Below are 18,207 nucleotides of genomic sequence, written 5' to 3' on the forward strand. Positions count from 1 at the left end.
AACCAACTCAGGCACCTGGACAAGATGACCCAACGACCCCGGAAACGGAAACGGAACCGGTGCCGAAGAGTGAGCATCCAACTTGCCTTCCATACCCACAATTTTATCCGCCACCCCCGACACCACCCCGACCCGGCCACAACCTGACATGCCTTCTATTCGCCAGCGAGCGAACCCATGCTCCCACCGGGTCAGTGTGCTCCTGGAGCCCCAAGCCTCAGCCCCCGGTCAACGATTGATGGCGATCCTCGCATGAGACTCTGCAGTGATCTCCACGGATGCCGGTAATACCCACCGCAAACCCGGGAGCTCGCTCTCAGCACGCAGCTGAAGGTAGATCGTCTCGCCTCCCGGTGAGGTACCCGCATCAATAACAGTGAGCCCCGTATGACGTTCGTGCGCTCCAGCATCTGCCAGGTGCTGTTCAGCGGCAGATCTGATCTCATGCTCCGAGATGTGTGGGGTTCCCGGTGCAGGCTGGGCGGAATAGGCCGCAGCGGAGGCTGCGCCGTCAGCCTCGGACAATAGCTGGCGAGTATCGGCGTTTACGACGGTCGCCCCCAAGATCGCTGCCGCAAACATGAGCAGAATCGACGCCATACCGAGGATAAGGACAGTGGTCTGCCCCGAGTCGTCCTTGGGATCATGGGCGGTCATTCGGTCTAACGTCATTCGCCCTGCACTCCTGTGGAGGATGCAGAGACCGAAACGAGGGAGTGCTCCCATCCGCCGAACTCAGGGACTAGGGGCAGTGGGACACGCACTTCAATCTCATAGCGGACCAGGGATCCTGGTTGGTCACAGTCCTGACTGCACGTTCTCGTCATGGTGCTCTGGTCGGGAGAGATGTTGAAATCTGCGAGCGCGGCATGCGCGCCCGCTTCACTGCGCTGCGCTCTGATATCTGCCTGCGCGTCGGACCCGATGTACATCTTGGTCGCCTGATCGGCCGCCCCAACGGCAGCGTACGTCGCTGCCTGAATCTGGGAGACCCCAATCAGGAACCAGACAGATGGAATAAGCAGCATCACGGCAAGGGCCAGGAACTCTACGATCGCTGAGCCATCTTCACGGTTTTCACTCGAATTCGTAGGCTGAGCCGGTGAGTTCAAGCTCCCCGACTCCGGGACCGACGACCAACACCGGGATCCGAGCGTTGACAGTAATGCGCAGCGTCCTGCCCTCGGTTTCGTCGATATACTCATAAGTCACCTCCTGGGCATAGCGCTCCGACACAGATCCGCTAATGAGCCTTTCAGCGCGGGCGACACCGTCTTCGGCCGACCGGTCAGCGAGGGCTCCGAAGCGTGCACCCGTTGAGGCTGCGTCAATGAGCGTATTCCGCACGTGGATCATGCCGGCGATCTGCAGAACCGCCAGGAACAGCAGGGACAACAGGGCTGCAACCATCGTGAACTCTGCGGTGGCTGACCCTCGTTCATCAGACACACCCGCAGCTGGGTTCACGACTGCGAGACCTGGCTGATGGCTTGTTCGAACAGATCTCTGAAGGCGTCTTGGGCGAGGATGAGCAATCCCGCAACTAGGACGGCTGACATCAGCGTGATCATCACCCAGCCGGGCACATCACCCCGCTGCTCATGATGGACCGCGGAGAATAAGCGGCGGAGGGTTTCGACGGCGTGATTCATACTCTCTCTCCATTCATCGGGTGTCAGATTCCTATCTGTAGTAGTGCCAAACCAGGGAAAGCGGCGAAGAGGATAGTGAGAGGAAGAATCCCAAATACGACAGGGGCGCCGGTGGTTCACTTCTATGTGTTCTATTCGAACGACCTAAGGAGATACACCATGACCATCAATTCCGACTCAGACCCATTTACCGGCCTGCATACCAGCGCAATCGGCGAACTGGGCGACCTCGGAGACCTCCGCGAATGGTCCACCACCGACGGTTCCGGGCTTTGTGTGGAGCTTGGCTATCACGAAGACCTCGAAACCCCGGACGCAGCACAAAAGCTCGCTGAGCGGCTCCGTTGGGGGGCCGATCGTATTGAGCGTGCCTCCCTCGCACGGTGGGGATGGTAGCTGGTAACGGGGGGCGACACGTTGGCGGGAGGGTAATGCAGTTCCTATCATCGCGCTTTTTCTCAGTGTTCTACTAGGATCGAGTCATGCAGCCCGAGAGCATTCCTACATATGTGGAACTAATTTTGCCGACGATCCGCGCGGTTTCAGCATTAGGCCAGTCTGCAAAAGCCAGCGAAATTAAAAGCAAGGTCACCGAGGACCTTGACATAGACGAGGAGACCCTCTCGGTGGTCTACCCGAACCGACCTGACGATTCGATCTTTTTAGATAGGCTCGATTGGGCACGGTCATATGCCAAGCAAATCGGTGCCCTGGAGAGTCCTTCTCGAGGAGTCTTCCTCATCACGGACTTGGGTAAGAACTTGTTGGCCCTGCCTGAGTCAGAGGCGCATACCAAGGTGCGGGATCTGGATCGAAGTTTCCGACGCAATAGAGGGCGGAAGAAGAACTCACAGGCTGCATCTGAGTCTGTCTCAGATGTGTCAGACATTGAATTAGATGTCGGGTTGGAGGAGAGTCCGGGGGACACATGGAAAGACATCCTTCTGGCACGTTTGCACAAGCTTTCGCCGATGGGTTTCGAAGAATTTGTCTTGTACCTGCTGCGTCTGTACGGATTAGAGCTGGAGCGAGTCGGGGGTTCAGGGGACGAGGGTATTGACGGTATTGGTACCGCGCCCTTGAGCCCCGTCTTATCATCCCGGGTCGCCGTGCAAGTGAAGCGCTATGACCCGCAGGGAAGAGTTGTGGGCCGAGATACGGTTGCCCTCTTCCAGCGGGACGCACAAATGAAAGGGGCCGAGCGCGCGATTTTGGTGACTCTGGGTAAGTTCTCAGGTCCGGCACGGAAAACCGCTATCTCGTCCGCGCCTACCGTGGATTTAGTTGACGGTGAGAAGCTCGCGGACCTGATCTTGGAGCAGGGTTTGGGCGTCCAGAATCTGCCGGTGGTTAACGAAAGTTGGTTCAACCGCTTTGACTAGTTGGGGCAACCGGTCGGCGTGACTAGCGATTCCCTGTCGCCACCCAATCCGTGAACCACTGCAAGGCGATTTCCAGCGTCGACACAACATCTCGCCCCTGTACGGACCTAACATAGGCTTTTTCTTGGTCTGAAGAAACCCGCTTATCGGTGCCCAAGTGTTTAGCTGCTCGCCACACCGCGCGCAAACCGAAGGACACTGGAAATGCCGCGGGGAATGAAAGACCTCCGACTCTCTCAATTGCGATAACGGGACTATGCGTGTACCTGTTGCGCGCGTAGCGCAGTCCTTGCACCGTGCTGCCCATGGGATTTAGGGCACGCGCCTCTCGATACGTTTCGACCGTCTTCTCAAGACGCTCGTTCAACATCTGGCACCACCACAGGCATTCCAGCGCTGCGGCTTCTACAGCGTGGAATCCTTCCGGAGAGGAGCTTGTGGTGAGCTTGATGTTTTTGAAGCGCGTGATGGAATTGCGGAGGCCGTACGTGCCGAACTCGAGGCGTTCATCCGTCATGGTCCCGAGCTTACTGTTCGCCGGGTGAGCCCAGGAAAGCCCTCCCGAGGGCCAACGTTCGGGAGGGCCTTCAGTCACTTCGCTGCGCTAGTGGGCGGGATTGAAGTTCGGAGGGTCTCGACCTCCCTATTCGTCCCCGTCCTCTAGGTCATCTAGGCGCGGCGGGGCCGGCACCAATTTGGAGGTGTTCCCATAATCGACCTCGGGGAAAGGTGTGGGAATCTCGGGGGGTTCCTCATTGGCCTCCTCGTGCAGGAGAACGTACCGGTATGCCTGTAGTGATTGGATCACGAGGGATACGCGGATTTCGTCTCGGAAGCGGACCATGTTTCGTGCGTAGAGGTCGAGCGGTTGGTTGGGGTCTCCGTCCTCAGCCTGCCAACCATCGTTCCATGTGATCTGGTGGGATCCTCTGTGGAGCAGGCGGACGTTTTCGAAGGTGCCGACCATCGCGCGCGCATCCTGCATATCAGGTGGAGTGATGACCGGGACGCCCCAGAGCTGTTTGCGTGCCCGGGATCCGGGGGCGCCGGAGAGTAGGTAGCGTGACTCGCTGTCTTCGAGTAGTTCGACCTCTTGCCAGTCGGCTGGGCTCATTACGATGTGCGTCGGCTGGACCCCGGTGGCTTCGAGGTCACCGATCGCGGCGCGGAGAGTGCGAAGTTTGGAGGTGTGGTATGGGGTGGTCTCCACGCCGCCGACGTTGAGGAGGCCGGGCTGGCTGCCCCCGTCTTCGTCCTGTCCTCCGTAGAGCATGAAGCGGTTGGCTGCGCGGTCTACGCCGTGAACCAGTTCACTACTGATGAAGTCTTGCAGTCCTGAGTAGTCATCAAGCCACTGTGTGCGGATCGGCTCGGACAGATGGGCGATGGTGCTGGTACGCCACTGTGCGGGACGGAGCTGGTACTTGCTGATGGGCTTCAGCTGCCCGCCGGGAACGGTTGAGGCGTTGTTCTCCCGTTGGGACTGCCGAAGGTAGGCGCCGACAGGGCTGCTGACTTCCTCCGCTTGGATAATTTCTAGCATGCTCAGCCCCGCGCGAGGCAGACCCACCATCCAGCTCAGATCACCCTCGGTCATCGCGTTTCCCCACCCGGAGTTAGTACTAGTAGGGACTGACTTCGCAGTCGAGGGAATCGCGGCGGTGATCCTGCCCGACTCTACAAGTTGTTTGCCGGAACCAGGTCCGCCAACTATCGAACCAGCGGCATTGAACGCCTTGACGATTGCTTGGGCAAAGGGCGTGGCCTTTTCCCTCGCCGGTGAGTTACCTCTGTGGCGGCTGGCCGAGGTCTGTCCGTAGGCCTGGTGTTCATCTTCCGGCAGCGTAGATTGTTCATCACTCGGTACGTGAGCCAGTGGGCCCAACGCATCGGCTGCCGCTTTCTTACGACTGACGATCTCCCTGAGACGGGCATGTTCCCCGGCGATCTCTGTAGCTCGCTCAGCGTCGTCCTCTGAAAAAGTACGCGGGTTATTATTGGCCTTGATGCGTAGCTGTTTCGCTTCGCCTTCCAGGTCTTTAAGCTTTTCCTCCGGAGTCATCTTGTAGCGCTCACTTTCGTTCTTTAGGTTCACAATTCGAGGCTGGGACCACTCCTGATTCTTCCGGAGAACCCTCGTGATTTGTGCGAAAAATTAGGCTGAATTTTCATGTGTTTCGATGAGCTGCCGGTAGTGGTCGATGAAAGTGTCGAACCCGTCCTCGGGGTCTTCACTGAAGGCGTGGAACACCAGGTCGGACAGGGCGACGAGGAACGCGCCGGCTTCCTCCACGCGGATCGTGGCGAGCACGTCTAGGACGGTTTGCTCATCCCCGCTGTGGTTGGCTTCGGCGAGGGTGACTGCCAGGCGGCGCAGCCCGTGATCGTGGTTTGCGGGTGTGTTGCTCATGGTGTTTTCCTTCCATCGTGGTGGTGGATTCCAAGGGGGGGTTCGCATTCTGCGGTGTCGTGTGGACTTCTACCGCGGCGCGGCTTAGCGGCTCCGGCTCCGCGATTTGGACTCCCTTCCCGGGGGTCAGCTGCTGCCCGGGTGGGGGCTGTGCGCTGCTCTCCCGGGCTGGGAGGGTGCTGCGCGTGTCCACTGGCCGTCTGGCGTCCTGTTCGGCTCTTAGACGCCTGAACGCGCCGTGTCCGGTTTTCTTGCTTGGAGTCTGGGTTTATCGGGCGTCCTCTCTGTCGTTTCGGCGTCCATTCGTCCCGTGGCGGCTGTGCTGTTTCAGCTGCGCTGGTGTGAGCCCGCCGAGGACTGTGGTGGTCTCACCGCTGGCGAGTGCGTAGGCGCGGCATGTCTTCAGCGCTGGGCATTGCCTGCAGAGGGTGGCGGCGCGTGCTTGCCGTATGGGGTCCTCGCTGATCCAGTCGTCGCGGGGGTGGTGCATTGCACAGGGCGGGGATGTGTCCAGCAGGTGTAACTGGAGGGCTTGCCATTCAGGCAGGCGGGTGTGGTCGTCTCTGGTGGTGGGGCGTCCGGTTCTCATGGGGTGGGGGTCTTCGCTGAGGGGGTGGGGGTTTCCTTTTGGGCGGTGTCGTCGAAGAGGCTTGCTAGGACTTCGACGAGGGCGCGGAGGTCGGGGTCTGTTTGTGATGCAGGTTCTGTTCCAGGACGTGGTGGTAGTGCTGAGCTGTCGTTCATGGTGTTCTGGTCCTCGTGAAAGTGGTTCTGGTGCTCTTGCTGGCTTGGGTGGCCATGGTGGGGAAGTGGTTCTGGCCCCTAAAGGGGCCAGAAACCACCTTCATCCCGTACCGGTCCCGGAACCGGTTTGGGCCGGTTGGGCCGGTTTGTTCTGTGGAGTGTCGAGCTCGGTGCCGGGCTCCACATAATCGGCCATGTAGAAGATCTGACCGCCACCTTTGCCCTGCCGTTTTTCCTGCCTAATGAGTCCTTGATCCACGCCGCTTTTCACTGCTGCGGAGATGACCTCGTTGTTGCCGTTGACGCTTTGCCTGATGCCTCTGAGGCTGGTGCCGGGGCTGCTGCGCAGGAAGGCGTGGACGGCTTCTGCAGTGGCGTTGAGTTTCGCGTCCCGGCGCCCTCCCAGCCCGAGAGTGAGCTTGCCCGTGTCGTGGTCGTAATCCAGGGCGCGTTCGGGTTGCTCGACGTCCCGGCCGTAGGCGCGGAAGAAGCGGGGGCTGTGGAGTTCGTTGGGAGACTCTCTCGCCAGTGTCCATAGCGCGTCAGGCCATGCAGTGATCGCGCTGTCCCCGCGTGCCCGCTCATTGTTATGCCCGGTGTGTGTGACCACTAGGGTCTCGTCCGCGCCCATTTCGCGGATGAACTCGTGCCACGCCTGCAGGAACCTCCCAGCCTCGTGGTTCTCATCCATGCCTAGGGCGTCGAGGACAGGGCGGAGGTTGTCGAGGATGACTACCCGGTGCCCTTCCAGGTGCCGTGCCCATCGGGTGCGGGTTTCGGGTTCCATGATGTTGAACCCGGCTAGTTGTCCTCGCAGGCTTACCGGGGTGATCTCGTCGGGGTGGTGGATTTTCTGGCGCTGGAGCCACCTGCTGATACGGGCCGGGTTCATTTCGGTGTCGATCAGCAGCACGCCCCCGCCGGGCTCATCCACGCCGTACCGGTCGAGGAAGGGTGCCCCGTCTACTAGTGAGCGCAGTAGGTTCGCCATCATCGTGGTCTTGCCTGCTTTGGCGGGGGCGGCCAGCAGCACGGTCCCGCCGGTGGGCCATAGGTCGTCTATGAGCCATGTTTCGGCGGTGCCCGCGTGTGCTTCGATGAACTCGGGTAGGGATTGCCGGTCTGGTAGGGGATGCTCGGCGGCTCGCTCAGCTGCTAGGGCATCACGCGCCTCTTTGCGGCGTCGCTGTGAGGCTATTTCCTCGTTGAGCCGCGCCTGCTCTATCCGCCGTTGCATACTCTCACTGCTGATTAGTAGGTCTTTGGCCTCGATTTCGATACCAGCGTGTTTGAGGAGGGTGGACACCAGCGCTAGTTCGTCGAGGTTGTCCCGGTAGGTCTCGGGCAGGGATGGGTTTCCGCTTCTCCTGCGATGGACATCTAGGGCGTCCCGGCGCTCTTTGTGGTAGAGGCCGAAGTACTCGTCAGGCAGAAGCTTCGCCAGCTTTTCGGCGTCATAGGCGGTGCTCACTTTGTGGCCTCCCGTCGTGGCGCTCGGAGTTCGCGGCACCATGCGGAGGGGTACCCGGGCACATCAAGGGCTGCTGTGCCGGTGATGTAGTAGCCGGCGCCGGGGTCGATGGTTTCGGCGACCCGCCCGGAGCAGTGGGAGGCACGGTGTGTTCCCTCCAGCTCAGTGGGGACCGTGTCGGCTGAGCCGTGTACGTGTGTCTTGCGGCAGTGGGGGCACCTGACGACAACTCTTAGGGTGTGGATGGGGCACCCGTATTCGTCTCTTCGGCTTTGGCGGACCCAATATGTCTTGATGGCTTCGGCATTGGGTGCCGGCAAAGTCTGGGGACGTTCCGGTAGGCTGGGATTGCAATTTGTACGGGGCTCTACAGGTCCTCGGCGCCCCGGTTTGCTCGCAGCAGCCGGGGAGCTTTCATGTGCAGGTCTCACCGGCCCTTCACCGCCTTAGCACGGTTCAGGTGGAGAGCGATTGCGTCTAGCTGCTGCTCGGTCAGAGGCGGGGCAGCCTGGACAGCTTTTCTGACGTGATCTTCGAGGCGGGCGGCTTTGAGGCGCTGCCGGGCCTGAAGTATTCCAGGAGTGACGCTCATGCGGCGCTCCGGCGTTCAAAGGCCGTGCGGAGATTCCGAGGATCTATACGAACGGTATTGGGGCCGGGCCGGTGGGCGGTAAGGGTGCCGTCTTTGATTCGCCGGTAAATGGTGGCTTGACTGACGTTGTAGAGGTCTGCCGCTTCTGCCATAGTGAGCATGCGGCGACCCTTGATTGGGTCCGTCGTGGCGCGCACTTTCGTCTCCTAGTCATGGTGTGCGGTCGGAGCCCCGGGGGCTTGAATTCTTGGCGGAATTCCCCTGGGGCTCCGTGCTTGCAGCTTCCATATTGCTTGATGCTGCGCACCAGTGTGGGCAAGTGTTGAGCGCTGATTAGGTTGTTCTATTTCCGGGGTTGTCCTCGGTTGTCCGGGGGCGTCCGCGGTCGTCCTTAGATTTTCTTTTGAGTCGTGGGCGTGTCGGCGTAATAATTGCGTCACATGGTCTGTCGCCTCAGAGTCCGTTGTCTGGAAACTCAGGTCCGCAGTGTTGAAGATTAAGTAGTCGCTCCCGGAAACTTCCACGCCATTTGCACCATCTCGGGCTTGAAGCGACTGCCCCTCCCGCCCGGCTGAAGTTCGATCGTTAGGAGGTCGCTGATGATGGCTCGACGGCGCGCCACGGGTAGCTCCAGCCATGCTGTGTCTACGTCTTCGGAGCCAACTACTTCCAAGACTGGGGTGCTGCTCGATGCCGTCTCTATCGCGCTGTCTATTTCGTCGAGCTGCTGTTTGAGTTTGCCTAGCTGCAGCCGGGCTTCGGTGGTGTCTAGGAGCCCGTCGCCGTGCAGCGCTGTGATGTCTTTGCGGCGGGCGCGGAGGGTCGCGCGGCGCGTCCTCAGTTCAGATACTTCTTCTGAGTTACTGAACAGGCGGGCGGCCTCGGGGCGGGCGAGGAAGCCGGTAACAGTGGCTTCGACGATCTCATCTACCTGGTCCATGCGGCGTTGAGAGCAGTACCCCCCCTGGCACTTATAGGCCATCCAGTGGCGCTTAGTTTTCTGCCCGGCGGGTGAGGCGTACATCTTTTTTCCGCACTTCCCGCAGCGGATTAGTCCGGTCAGCAGGTACTTGACGCCGGTGTCTTCTGGGCTGGTCTTCCGGTTCGGGTTGTTGAGGATCTGCTCCAGTTCCTGCTGTGTTTCCGGGCGGAGGATAGGCTGCCAGTTGCCGGGGCCGAGGTCGACGGGTTCCGCACGATTTCCGTCCCTGGTCTCCGCATAGGTCCGCCGTCCTATGTAGCGGGGATTTTTCATAAGACGTCGGACCGAGGTCACGGACCAGTCCCCGCCCTCGCCGGCTGTGGTCTTGAGTCCGCGCTCGTTCCAGTCCCGGCAAACGCTGGCGACACTCCGACCCTCGATGATCCACTGCGCCCCACGCCGGATCGCTGAAGCTTCCTCCTCGACCACGTGGACGTTCCCGTCTTGATCGAAGTCGTACCCGAAGGGGCGGCGCACCCAGAAGGCCTCTCCGCTCTCGGCGCGTTCACGGTTCGCCGCCCGCTGCCGATTCGCTTTGTGTTCGACTTCCATTTGGGCAATAGCCGTGATGATGGAGGCTACGGCGACGCCTGTGGGGTCTCCGAGGTCCATGCTGGGACCGTTGACGCAGGCGACGTTCAGGCGGTGGGGTTTACCGGCTTCTATGAGTCGGACGAGGTCTCGGAAGTTCCGCATGATGCGGTCTAGGTGCCATGCGAGCACTGTAGATATTCGCCCGGCCTCGACGTCTTGGAGCAGTTTTTCGAACTCTGGGCGTGCACCCCTGGTCGCTGATCTGTCGTTGTCTTTGTAGACGCGGGGCTGGTCGAGCTGTTTGGCGTTGGCGAGTTCCCGGGCGGCTTTCTCTTGCCGGGCCACGCCGGCGGCTTCTCCAGTGCGGTCATAGCTGATGCGTAGGTATATGGCGGTGCGGCTCATATTTCCGACCATACCGAGAGGATTCCGTAAGTTGCACAATTGGCGCGAGCATGGCGACCTCTTTGCGGCCTGCCTCTTCCATCAATTCGCGTTTGGAATGGTCTCTGACATCTGCTGCCTGGGCGCGCATCACTTCTGCGAGCGGGGTGCCCCGCTCAACTGCGACGACGACGCCGTGCAGAAACCTGGCGATTGCGGGTGCTTCGATCTCCGTGCTCAGTGTGCGCACAGCTGAGACGAATGGTGTACCGGCTTTTGTTCGGCGCATCAGTTCTTTCAATTCTCCAGCGAGTTCGCCGCGGCAGCTGGTGCTGATCCGTTGGAAAGCTCCTGGAGCGGATTCCCCAGCGCTGACGGAGAGGGCCAGAAGTTCAGCGACTGTCGGGAACTCCGCTATCATCCGGCGGCGGCGCGACCGGATACGGGTGTTGAGTTGAAGGTCTCGCCCAACAACCCCCAGGCCCGCCCCGGCAAGGACAAGGAACACCGCAGCGACCGGGTGGAATCGGTCAGCAACCAGAGCCAACCCGTTGATGAGGACCCCCGCAGTCACTCCTATTACCGCATATCCCAGCTGTTGCGTCCGGTACTCTGCAGGGCTCCACGTAAGGTTGGCGTGCCGGAGCCGTTTGCTGAGCACTTCGGAGCTCGAGGCAAGCCCCAGACGACGCAAGCTCTCAGCTAAGCGCTGCGCAGCCGGAGCGAAGATTCTTGCAGCTGAAGTGAGGGGCGTTCGGCTGTGAACCGTCGACTCCGCCTCAGGGGCAACTGATCTCACATAGGGCGCGACGCGCTCGGCGAAGCGAGGACGGTTCATCGCGGGAAGGCCCGCGATCAGAATCAGCGCGCCAGCACCCAAAGTGAGACCTACCAAGCCTGGCCACAGGATCATTTCAGTCACACCAACACCCGCTCTTCCGGTGGGAGCGCACCAATGCGCAACATAAGGCGGTAACAGATGAGCGAGACAGCGAGACCAACGCCGAGCACCGCCATGCCGGTCATGCTGTGATACGCCTCTGCGGCTTCGGGGCGGGAGGAGAGGAGAAGCACAACGATCCACGGAGCAGCGACTGCCAGTTTGGCGCCGTTGACAGTCCAACTCTGCCTAGCCTCAAGCTCACTCCGCGTTCGCGCATTCTCTCTGAGCACGTCGGCCAACGTGTCGAGCAGTCGGCCAAGATCCGTGCCACCCAGTTCTCGCGTCATACGCAGGGCCAGAACAATGCGATCGCCCACAGGGTCAGCGAGTCTCATTTTCAACCGGTCCAAGGACTGTCCCATCGAGACCCCAGCACGCCAGTCTGCGCCGAATTCGGCGAAGGGTTCGCGCAGTGGTTCGGGTCCGGTTCTGCCCAACTCGGTGAGGCCCTCCGGCAGAGCAAGACCGGAACGCACCGCAGATCTGAGATGATCCACAACATCGGGCCACACTTCAGCCAGCTGTTTCCGCCGACGGGTGACCTGCCAGCGCAAGGTTCCCCACGGTGCAAGACCCGCGAACACGGCCAGACAGGCCCCCACTGGCAGGGCACCGGTCACCATGAATACCACTATGAACGTCAGGACAGCACAGCCGGCGCTGCTGATGAAAACTGCCGATACGGGAAGTCGGTAGTGTCCGGCTTCGTCAAGTAACCGGCGGATCCGAAGGGCACCCTTCGGCCGAGCCTCTGGTGTTGCGGGGCGCGATGTCGTGGAGCTGAGGACAAGCAGCAGGCCGAGCCCAAGAATGAGCCCCAGAATGGCAGCCTGCGGAACGTACGGACCCGTCACAGCGGTGCACCTGAGAGTTTGCGATGTTCAAAGACTGCTTCACGGCGCTGCAGTCCCTGCCCATCGTGAAAAAACAGCATGGTGGTTTCGATGGTGCCCGACTCCACCCGGCCCCCGACGGCGAGAATTTCGGACACATACCGATGGCCCTGTGGTGTACGAACACAATGAATCACCAGATCGAGACACGATGCCACAGTAGGCAGAATGAAGTCGGCGGTGATGTTCTCCCCGGCAAGGAGAGGCAGCGTACAGAGTTTGGTGAGTGCGTCATGAGCAGAGTTCGCGTGGACCGTACTCATACCCGGTAGACCACTGTTCATAGCGATTAACATGTCCAGGCTTTCCGCCTCGCGGACTTCTCCGACCAGGAGGCGGTCCGGGCGCATTCGCAACGCTTCTTTGACGAGTCTGCGGAGTGGAATCTCCCCATGACCCTCCAAATTGGGCTGACGGCATTGGAGGCCCACTGTGTCGCGCAGCGGGACGTCAAGTTCAAAGACTTCCTCTACCGTCACCACTCGCTCGCGCGGGCCCACGGCGGATGTGAGCGCGTTCAGCATGGTCGTCTTTCCAGCTCCGGTCGCGCCGCTGATCAGCAGGTTCAGTCCTCCGGCAACGCAGGTTGAGAGAAACTCGGCGGCCTCCGCAGTCAATGAGCCCATCTGAACCATGTCGTCTAGGGAGTTAGCCCTGGTGATGAATTTCCTGATGTTGACGGCCCAGGAACTGCGGGTGACATCAGGTATGGCCACATGGAGTCGTGAGCCGTCAGCGAGCGCGGCATCGACGAACGGCGTGGAAAAGTCGAGTCGGCGCCCTGAAGACTTCAACATGCGTTCGACCAGGTCTTTGACTCGTGTCTCCGTCAGCGTGATGGATGTCAGCTCCGACCGCCCAGACCTGCTGACAAATACCTGGCCCGGTTGATTCCACCAGATCTCCTCGATCTCGGGATCGTCGAGGAGGGGTTGGAGCTCACCGAATCCTGCTACGGAGTGAAAGATTCTTGTGGCAGCTACTTTGGGCTCCCCAAGCACTGGCAGTGGCGCGACCATAGAACGTTTGTCGTAATCCGCCACGGCGGCGTCTACGAGATTCTTAGTCCTGGTGGGATCGTCGCTGGGATCGATTCCGCGCAGGCGAATCGTTTCCCGAACTTCGTCTTCAACGATGGACATAGCGTCCACGGGCTTTCCTCCACGTGACCGGTCAGTTTCTCACGGTGCAACGCTCCTGAACGGATGCAGCGTTCACTACCCTAGTTATCCGTCCAGGTTTCGGGAAGCCCCTGTTCACTTCCTGTGGATAAAGCACGAGGGCCGGCAGGTTATCCACAGACTCACTCCTTGCACACCAAGGAACACTCACCAAGTCTTAGTGTGAATTAGCCGGACCAATTGTTATCAAACAAAACGTCAAGCGAGGGCACATGAACTTCACCATCACGCTGGTGCACGCCCCCGGTGCACTGGAGGCTGAGCACTGGGCCGCTTTTCGCAGGCGGGCGCCTGGCGCACACGACCATGAGGTCCGCCTGGTGGCCGATGAACCCGGTGACGCCATCTCCGGTGTCAGTCTGGACCGCGCTCTGCGCGACTTTCTCCAAGCTCCGAATCTCCAACTCAGCACCGCTGGCACCGCACTGCACAGCATTGACGCCGGTTCGGCACTGCTGCACCGAGGGATGGTCGTGCTCGCGTCTCCGCCCGGGATGCCCATGCGGAGGCTGCGGCCCTCCCAGCTGACGCTGTGCGTGGACTCAGGGCCCGATGCAGGCCGACTCATCCCCCTGCGCCGGGGTAGAACTGAAATTGGCCGCGGCCGCTCAGACATCCGAGCCGCCGACCCCGCAATGTCCCGCAAGGAAGCCGTTCTCCATGTGGGGAAACGTGCCATCACACTGCACAGAACACACACAAACAACGACGACGCCACCACCGTTCGACTGACTACTGAAGACGACTTCCAACTTGGCTCCACACAGTGCCGAATCACCGTGGAAGCTCCTCCACCCCGGACACGGCATTCCTGGCCGCCTGCGGCTGAACCGGTCGGCGTCGGCCCGCCCGAATCCAAACACAAGATGATGCTCGCCTTTGCCCTAGTTCCTTTGGTAGCGGGCATCGTTCTCGTGGCCTTCACCGGCATGTGGTTCTTCCTCCTGTTCAGTGGGGCCAGTGCACTTGTCGCCTCAGTGATCTTCTGGGACGGCAGAAGAAAGCAACGCCAGTATCGGCACCATATTGCCCGGGCAGCACGCCTGTGGGCGTCGCGGACCTTCTCAGCATTATGTTCCCCGGGTGAACTGATCAGGCTCCTCCGTGCGAACACCGGCGAGAGCGTCCATGCAGGTGCAGCCGAAGATCGTGCACCGGCAATTCGGCTTGGGACTGGGCAGGTCTCCGCCACGGTGGACTTCGGCTCGGCGTCCTCACCTGAGGACCAAGACACACAGGTCCACGCAGCAGTCGGCGTGACTCTCTACCCTGGGGAGCAGACAATCCTGCACGGGCCTGAACGCGACGCCCACCGGCTCCTCAGGTGGATCCTCGTCCAGCTCGCGCTCAATCCCGTCCAGCCCCGGGTGGTCGTGGTCGGAGGGCCCAGAATGCCCGATCTGCGGGACTTCGCACGAGTCACACAGCTGAGCCCAGAGACATTCCTGTCCGTGCTGAACACTACTCCGGAGGAGGCTGAGCGCCCCCGGGTGGTGATCGTCTTTGAACCAGGCGAAGATCGCTGTGTCCGCAGAGCCGTGGCAGCTTCCTGGCATGTGGTCACCCTGGGGGCGGGAAAACTCAACGTCGACGGCTGGTGGGTGGATCTTGCGCTTGGAGTTCTGGAGCGGCAGACCACCGAAGGCTCCTCAGAGGTCCGAGCCCAGAAGTTCAGCTTCGACGGGCTCTCACAGGAAACAGCGCACCAGCACCTGAGGCATGCGCTACCCCTCCTGGGCGGAGCGGCGTCAGCTGGAGAGCTTCCGGCGAACTGCACCTACAGACTTCCAGCGCAGATGTTCACTGAGACAGCGGCCGAATCTTTGATCGCCGTACTGGGTCGCGACCGCAGCGAGAGAGTCACCCTGGATCTGGTCGGCGATGGCCCACACATCCTGGTCGCTGGAACCACCGGATCAGGAAAGTCCGAGCTGCTGAAGACGTTGTTAGTCTCCCTCTGCGCCCGCTACGGACCTAGAGAGCTGGGTCTGGTGCTGATTGACTTCAAAGGTGGGGCAGCCTTCCATCAGATCGACCAGCTGGAGCACTCCCTTGGACTGGTAACGGATCTGTCTCATGCGGCAGCCGAACGAACCCTGGAAGGCATCCGGAGTGAGCTTGTACGCCGGGAACGGCTGTTCCTGGACGCAGGGGCCGGAGACTATTGCCAATACCGTGGACTCCGACCTGATCAGCCGCTGGCCCGGATCCTGGTGGTGATTGACGAATTCCGGATCTTCTCCCGTGAGCTGCCTGATCAACTAGATGAGCTGATGCGTCTGGCGACACTCGGGCGGTCCCTCGGGTTGCATTTGGTGCTTTCCACGCAGAGGCCGCAGGGCGTGGTGACGGCCGACATCAGGGCCAATATCGGCTCCAGCATCTGCCTGAGAGTTCGCGGGGAGGACGAAGCCCGTGATGTCATCGGCAGCCCGGTGGCTGCCACCATCCCCCGCAGCGTTCCTGGGCGGGCAGCTCTCAAGACACCCGGAGAGGAGCCTGTACTCTTCCAAAGCGCCCAGCTGGCAGGCCACCGTCCGCTCCAGCTGCGTCCCGAGGTCCGCTCCGGTCAATCCCCGCCACTGGAAAACTTCAGCGATGTGGTTGCCGCCGTTGCTGAGGCTTCCACCGCACAGCAGCAACACCGCGGGCACACCCCGCTCCTGCCCGCGCTGCCAGAAACCCTGCGCGCGGAGGACCGGTTAGCGCACGACGTCGCCACTTCGGCTCTCCTGGGGCGAGTAGATGACCCTGCCGGCCAACGGCAGGAGGACCTTCTGCTGGACGCTGCGGAACCGATGTCGCTGGCACTGATCGGGGAGGTTGGCTCCGGAGCTTCCGAGGCCACAGCAGCGGTAGCGGCGCAGATACTCATCACCCAGCCAGAGACTGATGTGTATCTGTTGGACGGCGATCGCTCTCTTGCCAAGATGGCAGACCACCCCCGGGTTGGTAGTTGGCTCACCGAAGAAGACACACCGGAGGTCGAGTATCTTCTCGGCGCCTTAATGGATGAGCTCACCTCCCGTCGGGCGGAAGGAACCAACCTACCCGAAGAGAGACGACGGCCTCTCCAGGTAGTGGTCACCGGCTATGCGCAGTGGCATGCGGCATCGCACATGAGGCTGCAGACCCTTGACCACCTGCTGGGAACTCTGGCCGCTGAGGGACCACAGGCCGGTATTTCGGTTCTCATCAGCGGAGGAAGGGAGCTGGCTCTAGGCAAGCTCACCGGTCGGATCCCTACCCGGATCTATCTCCCGCTGGGCACTTCAGATGAAGCCCGCTACCTGTGGCCCACCATCAGAAGCACTGACGCAGTACCTGGCCGGGGTGTGCTGCTGACCCCTCAGATTCCCCCGCCGGGCCTCAGCGTCCAACTGGTCACCGAGCAGCCCCGGTTCCGGAAGGCACCGGGTCCAACCCGGACACCAAGGCTGCAGGTCCAGCCGCTCCCAGAGCGACTGCTGACCCCAGACATCATGGAGCATGAGGAGACTGGAAGTGTTGAGACCCCCGAACCCGTGGTCGGCATCATGCAGTTCACCGGAGCCCCGGCCCGGCTCCGATTGGGACCGGTCAACCTCATACTCGGCTCTTCCGGCACCGGCAAAACAACCTGCCTGCAGGCGCTGCGTGAGCAACTGCGCGGCAGCTTTCTTCTCACACCGGGCTGCACCCTGCCAACTCACATGCCCGCAGCTCTGCTGGTCGACGACGCTCCGGCCTGCAGCACTGAGCAACACGCCTTCATCCACCACGCGCTGGCGAAGGAGGTGCCCATAGTGGCAACTGCGGCGGCGGCGTCGTCGGGTCTGTTCACTCAGCTGCCATGGGCTCATCCTGCTCGGCAGGAAGGCTCCAATGTGATCCTCTCCCCCACCAACAGGAGCCAGGCCGATGCTTTCGCCACGATTATCCCTGTGCTGCCGCGACCCATCCCCGGCCGGGCCGTGCACCTGCGCCCCGAAGGCGCTGTGGTGGTCCACTGGGCTCTCCCCCAAATATGAGTCTTTTCTCATTTCAGTCGACACGGAGGCATTTTCCGGCAAGGACTCAGACTCCGGGCGTAGCAATATGACCATGACAACTAGTTCAGAATCCCACCTTCACCGTTCAACATTCGGAATCCTCTCCGTGACAGCAGCTGCGGCGCTGGCGCTGTCGGCCTGCGCCCCTGAGGATGATTCACCCGCCGCAGATGACACTGCACAGGTTGAGGACTCACCGTCACCAGAGACCGAAGAGGCCGAGACCGACACGGACACGGATCAGACTGACGAGGCAACGGACGAGGGGACCGAGACCGACGACGCAACGGATGAGCCCACCGAAGGGACTGAGACCGACGAGGCAACGGATGAGCCCACCGAAGACGCTGGTACGGACGCCAGCAGTGATCACCCGGTGTATCAGGCCATTGACGCGGCACTCGCAGAGTACCCCGACGGCGTCATCACCCAGTTCGAGGACAACACCGATGACGATGGCTACGTGGAGGTCTACGTCTACGACGGCTCCACCGAGTGGGAACTCGATGTTGATTCCGAAAGCTTCGAGATCATCAGCACCGAGGATAACGGGATCGACTCCGATGATGAGGAAGAAGCTCAGGCTGTGGAGATCGACATCACCGAAGCTCTGCAGACCGCTGAAGACGAATCCGGTGGACAGCCCCATGAGGGTGAGCTCGACACCGACAACGGCACTGTGGTCTGGGAGTTTGAGATGGACAATGACGTAGATGTCGATGTTGATGTGGCAACAGGCGACGTCGTGACAGTAGACGACTAAAACCACCCGCCCTCCGCCCGGAACGAACACTCTCGAGGGCACCACACACGCTTCCGGAGGCGGCGCTGAGGATCTTCCCTCAGCGCCGCCTTTTCGCTGCCTGAGCTGTGATCTTGGTGCTGTGCCGAATGGTCACAGAGTAATCTGTGTCACACACGAGTACTCTAGGCTTGTGCTGTATAGCGTGGGACGGGGAGGGAACTGACGTGTCCGATCAGGAGCCCAATGAACGGGCCGAGTCTGCC

General features: G+C 61.0%; 20 protein-coding genes. 4 read left to right on the forward strand and 16 right to left on the reverse strand.

Features of this window, described 5'->3' with window-relative positions:
• Window positions 1-228: 228 nt before the first annotated feature.
• The 4 genes from FH975_RS14865 to FH975_RS14880 are packed head-to-tail and all read right to left on the reverse strand — an operon-like array spanning window position 229 to window position 1,652.
• Window positions 229-672, reverse strand: a complete 444-nt coding sequence (locus FH975_RS14865; protein WP_162321988.1) for a hypothetical protein — start codon at window positions 670-672, stop codon at window positions 229-231.
• Window positions 669-1,112, reverse strand: a complete 444-nt coding sequence (locus tag FH975_RS14870) for a hypothetical protein (protein ID WP_162321989.1) — start codon at window positions 1,110-1,112, stop codon at window positions 669-671. Before FH975_RS14870 ends, FH975_RS14865 begins: the two co-directional genes overlap by 4 nt.
• Entirely contained in the window at window positions 1,078-1,449 is a 372-nt protein-coding gene (locus tag FH975_RS14875) for a TadE/TadG family type IV pilus assembly protein (RefSeq protein ID WP_328821917.1), read from the reverse strand. The genes FH975_RS14870 and FH975_RS14875 overlap by 35 nt, the downstream gene beginning before the upstream one ends.
• Before the next feature lie 14 nt (window positions 1,450-1,463).
• A complete protein-coding gene (locus tag FH975_RS14880; RefSeq protein WP_162321987.1) occupies window positions 1,464-1,652 on the reverse strand; it encodes a hypothetical protein in 189 nt (62 codons plus the stop codon).
• A gap of 159 nt (window positions 1,653-1,811) precedes the next feature.
• On the opposite strand from FH975_RS14880, the gene FH975_RS14885 reads away from it, so the two are divergent.
• The gene (locus FH975_RS14885) at window positions 1,812-2,048 is read left to right on the forward strand and encodes a hypothetical protein (RefSeq protein WP_162321990.1); all 237 of its coding nucleotides are present in this window, start codon (window positions 1,812-1,814) and stop codon (window positions 2,046-2,048) included.
• Window positions 2,049-2,134: 86 nt separating this feature from the next.
• Window positions 2,135-3,034 (forward strand): restriction endonuclease, encoded by a 900-nt coding sequence (locus FH975_RS14890; RefSeq protein ID WP_162321991.1) that lies wholly within the window; start codon window positions 2,135-2,137, stop codon window positions 3,032-3,034.
• 22 nt (window positions 3,035-3,056) lie between these two features.
• Here FH975_RS14890 and FH975_RS14895 read toward each other — a convergent pair whose 3' ends face one another.
• From FH975_RS14895 to FH975_RS14950, 12 genes are all read right to left on the reverse strand, one after another.
• Window positions 3,057-3,551, reverse strand: a complete 495-nt coding sequence (locus FH975_RS14895) for a hypothetical protein (protein WP_162321992.1) — start codon at window positions 3,549-3,551, stop codon at window positions 3,057-3,059.
• Window positions 3,552-3,677: 126 nt separating this feature from the next.
• On the reverse strand, window positions 3,678-5,129 hold the full coding sequence (locus FH975_RS14900; RefSeq protein ID WP_162321993.1) for a phage major capsid protein: 1,452 nt from the start codon (window positions 5,127-5,129) through the stop codon (window positions 3,678-3,680).
• 60 nt (window positions 5,130-5,189) lie between these two features.
• On the reverse strand, window positions 5,190-5,444 hold the full coding sequence (locus FH975_RS14905; RefSeq protein ID WP_162321994.1) for a hypothetical protein: 255 nt from the start codon (window positions 5,442-5,444) through the stop codon (window positions 5,190-5,192).
• 268 nt (window positions 5,445-5,712) lie between these two features.
• Entirely contained in the window at window positions 5,713-6,033 is a 321-nt protein-coding gene (locus tag FH975_RS17120) for a WhiB family transcriptional regulator (protein WP_162321995.1), read from the reverse strand.
• Window positions 6,030-6,188 (reverse strand): hypothetical protein, encoded by a 159-nt coding sequence (locus FH975_RS14915; protein WP_162321996.1) that lies wholly within the window; start codon window positions 6,186-6,188, stop codon window positions 6,030-6,032. Before FH975_RS14915 ends, FH975_RS17120 begins: the two co-directional genes overlap by 4 nt.
• Before the next feature lie 100 nt (window positions 6,189-6,288).
• Complete coding sequence (locus FH975_RS14920; protein WP_162321997.1) at window positions 6,289-7,659, reverse strand: AAA family ATPase; 1,371 nt, start codon at window positions 7,657-7,659, stop codon at window positions 6,289-6,291.
• 427 nt (window positions 7,660-8,086) lie between these two features.
• Complete coding sequence (locus tag FH975_RS14925) at window positions 8,087-8,251, reverse strand: hypothetical protein (protein ID WP_162321998.1); 165 nt, start codon at window positions 8,249-8,251, stop codon at window positions 8,087-8,089.
• Entirely contained in the window at window positions 8,248-8,448 is a 201-nt protein-coding gene (locus tag FH975_RS14930; RefSeq protein WP_162321999.1) for a helix-turn-helix domain-containing protein, read from the reverse strand. Before FH975_RS14930 ends, FH975_RS14925 begins: the two co-directional genes overlap by 4 nt.
• Before the next feature lie 299 nt (window positions 8,449-8,747).
• On the reverse strand, window positions 8,748-10,172 hold the full coding sequence (locus FH975_RS14935) for a recombinase family protein (RefSeq protein WP_162322000.1): 1,425 nt from the start codon (window positions 10,170-10,172) through the stop codon (window positions 8,748-8,750).
• Window positions 10,135-11,064 (reverse strand): type II secretion system F family protein, encoded by a 930-nt coding sequence (locus FH975_RS14940; protein ID WP_235928776.1) that lies wholly within the window; start codon window positions 11,062-11,064, stop codon window positions 10,135-10,137. The genes FH975_RS14935 and FH975_RS14940 overlap by 38 nt, the downstream gene beginning before the upstream one ends.
• A 5-nt stretch (window positions 11,065-11,069) precedes the next feature.
• A complete protein-coding gene (locus FH975_RS14945) occupies window positions 11,070-11,948 on the reverse strand; it encodes a type II secretion system F family protein (RefSeq protein WP_162322002.1) in 879 nt (292 codons plus the stop codon).
• Window positions 11,945-13,138, reverse strand: coding sequence for a CpaF family protein (locus FH975_RS14950; protein ID WP_162322003.1), 1,194 nt, complete (start codon window positions 13,136-13,138; stop codon window positions 11,945-11,947). The genes FH975_RS14945 and FH975_RS14950 overlap by 4 nt, the downstream gene beginning before the upstream one ends.
• A gap of 242 nt (window positions 13,139-13,380) precedes the next feature.
• On the opposite strand from FH975_RS14950, the gene FH975_RS14955 reads away from it, so the two are divergent.
• Together FH975_RS14955 and FH975_RS14960 are read left to right on the forward strand one after the other, a co-directional pair.
• Window positions 13,381-17,178 carry an FtsK/SpoIIIE domain-containing protein gene (locus tag FH975_RS14955; protein WP_162322004.1) on the forward strand — a complete coding sequence of 1,266 codons (3,798 nt, stop codon included), beginning with the start codon at window positions 13,381-13,383 and terminating at the stop codon, window positions 17,176-17,178.
• 73 nt (window positions 17,179-17,251) lie between these two features.
• On the forward strand, window positions 17,252-17,962 hold the full coding sequence (locus FH975_RS14960; RefSeq protein WP_162322005.1) for a PepSY domain-containing protein: 711 nt from the start codon (window positions 17,252-17,254) through the stop codon (window positions 17,960-17,962).
• Window positions 17,963-18,207: the final 245 nt, after the last annotated feature.

The sequence above is a fragment of the Nesterenkonia haasae genome, assembly GCF_010119385.1.
In the GTDB taxonomy this organism is placed as follows: Bacteria; Actinomycetota; Actinomycetes; order Actinomycetales; family Micrococcaceae; genus Nesterenkonia; species Nesterenkonia haasae.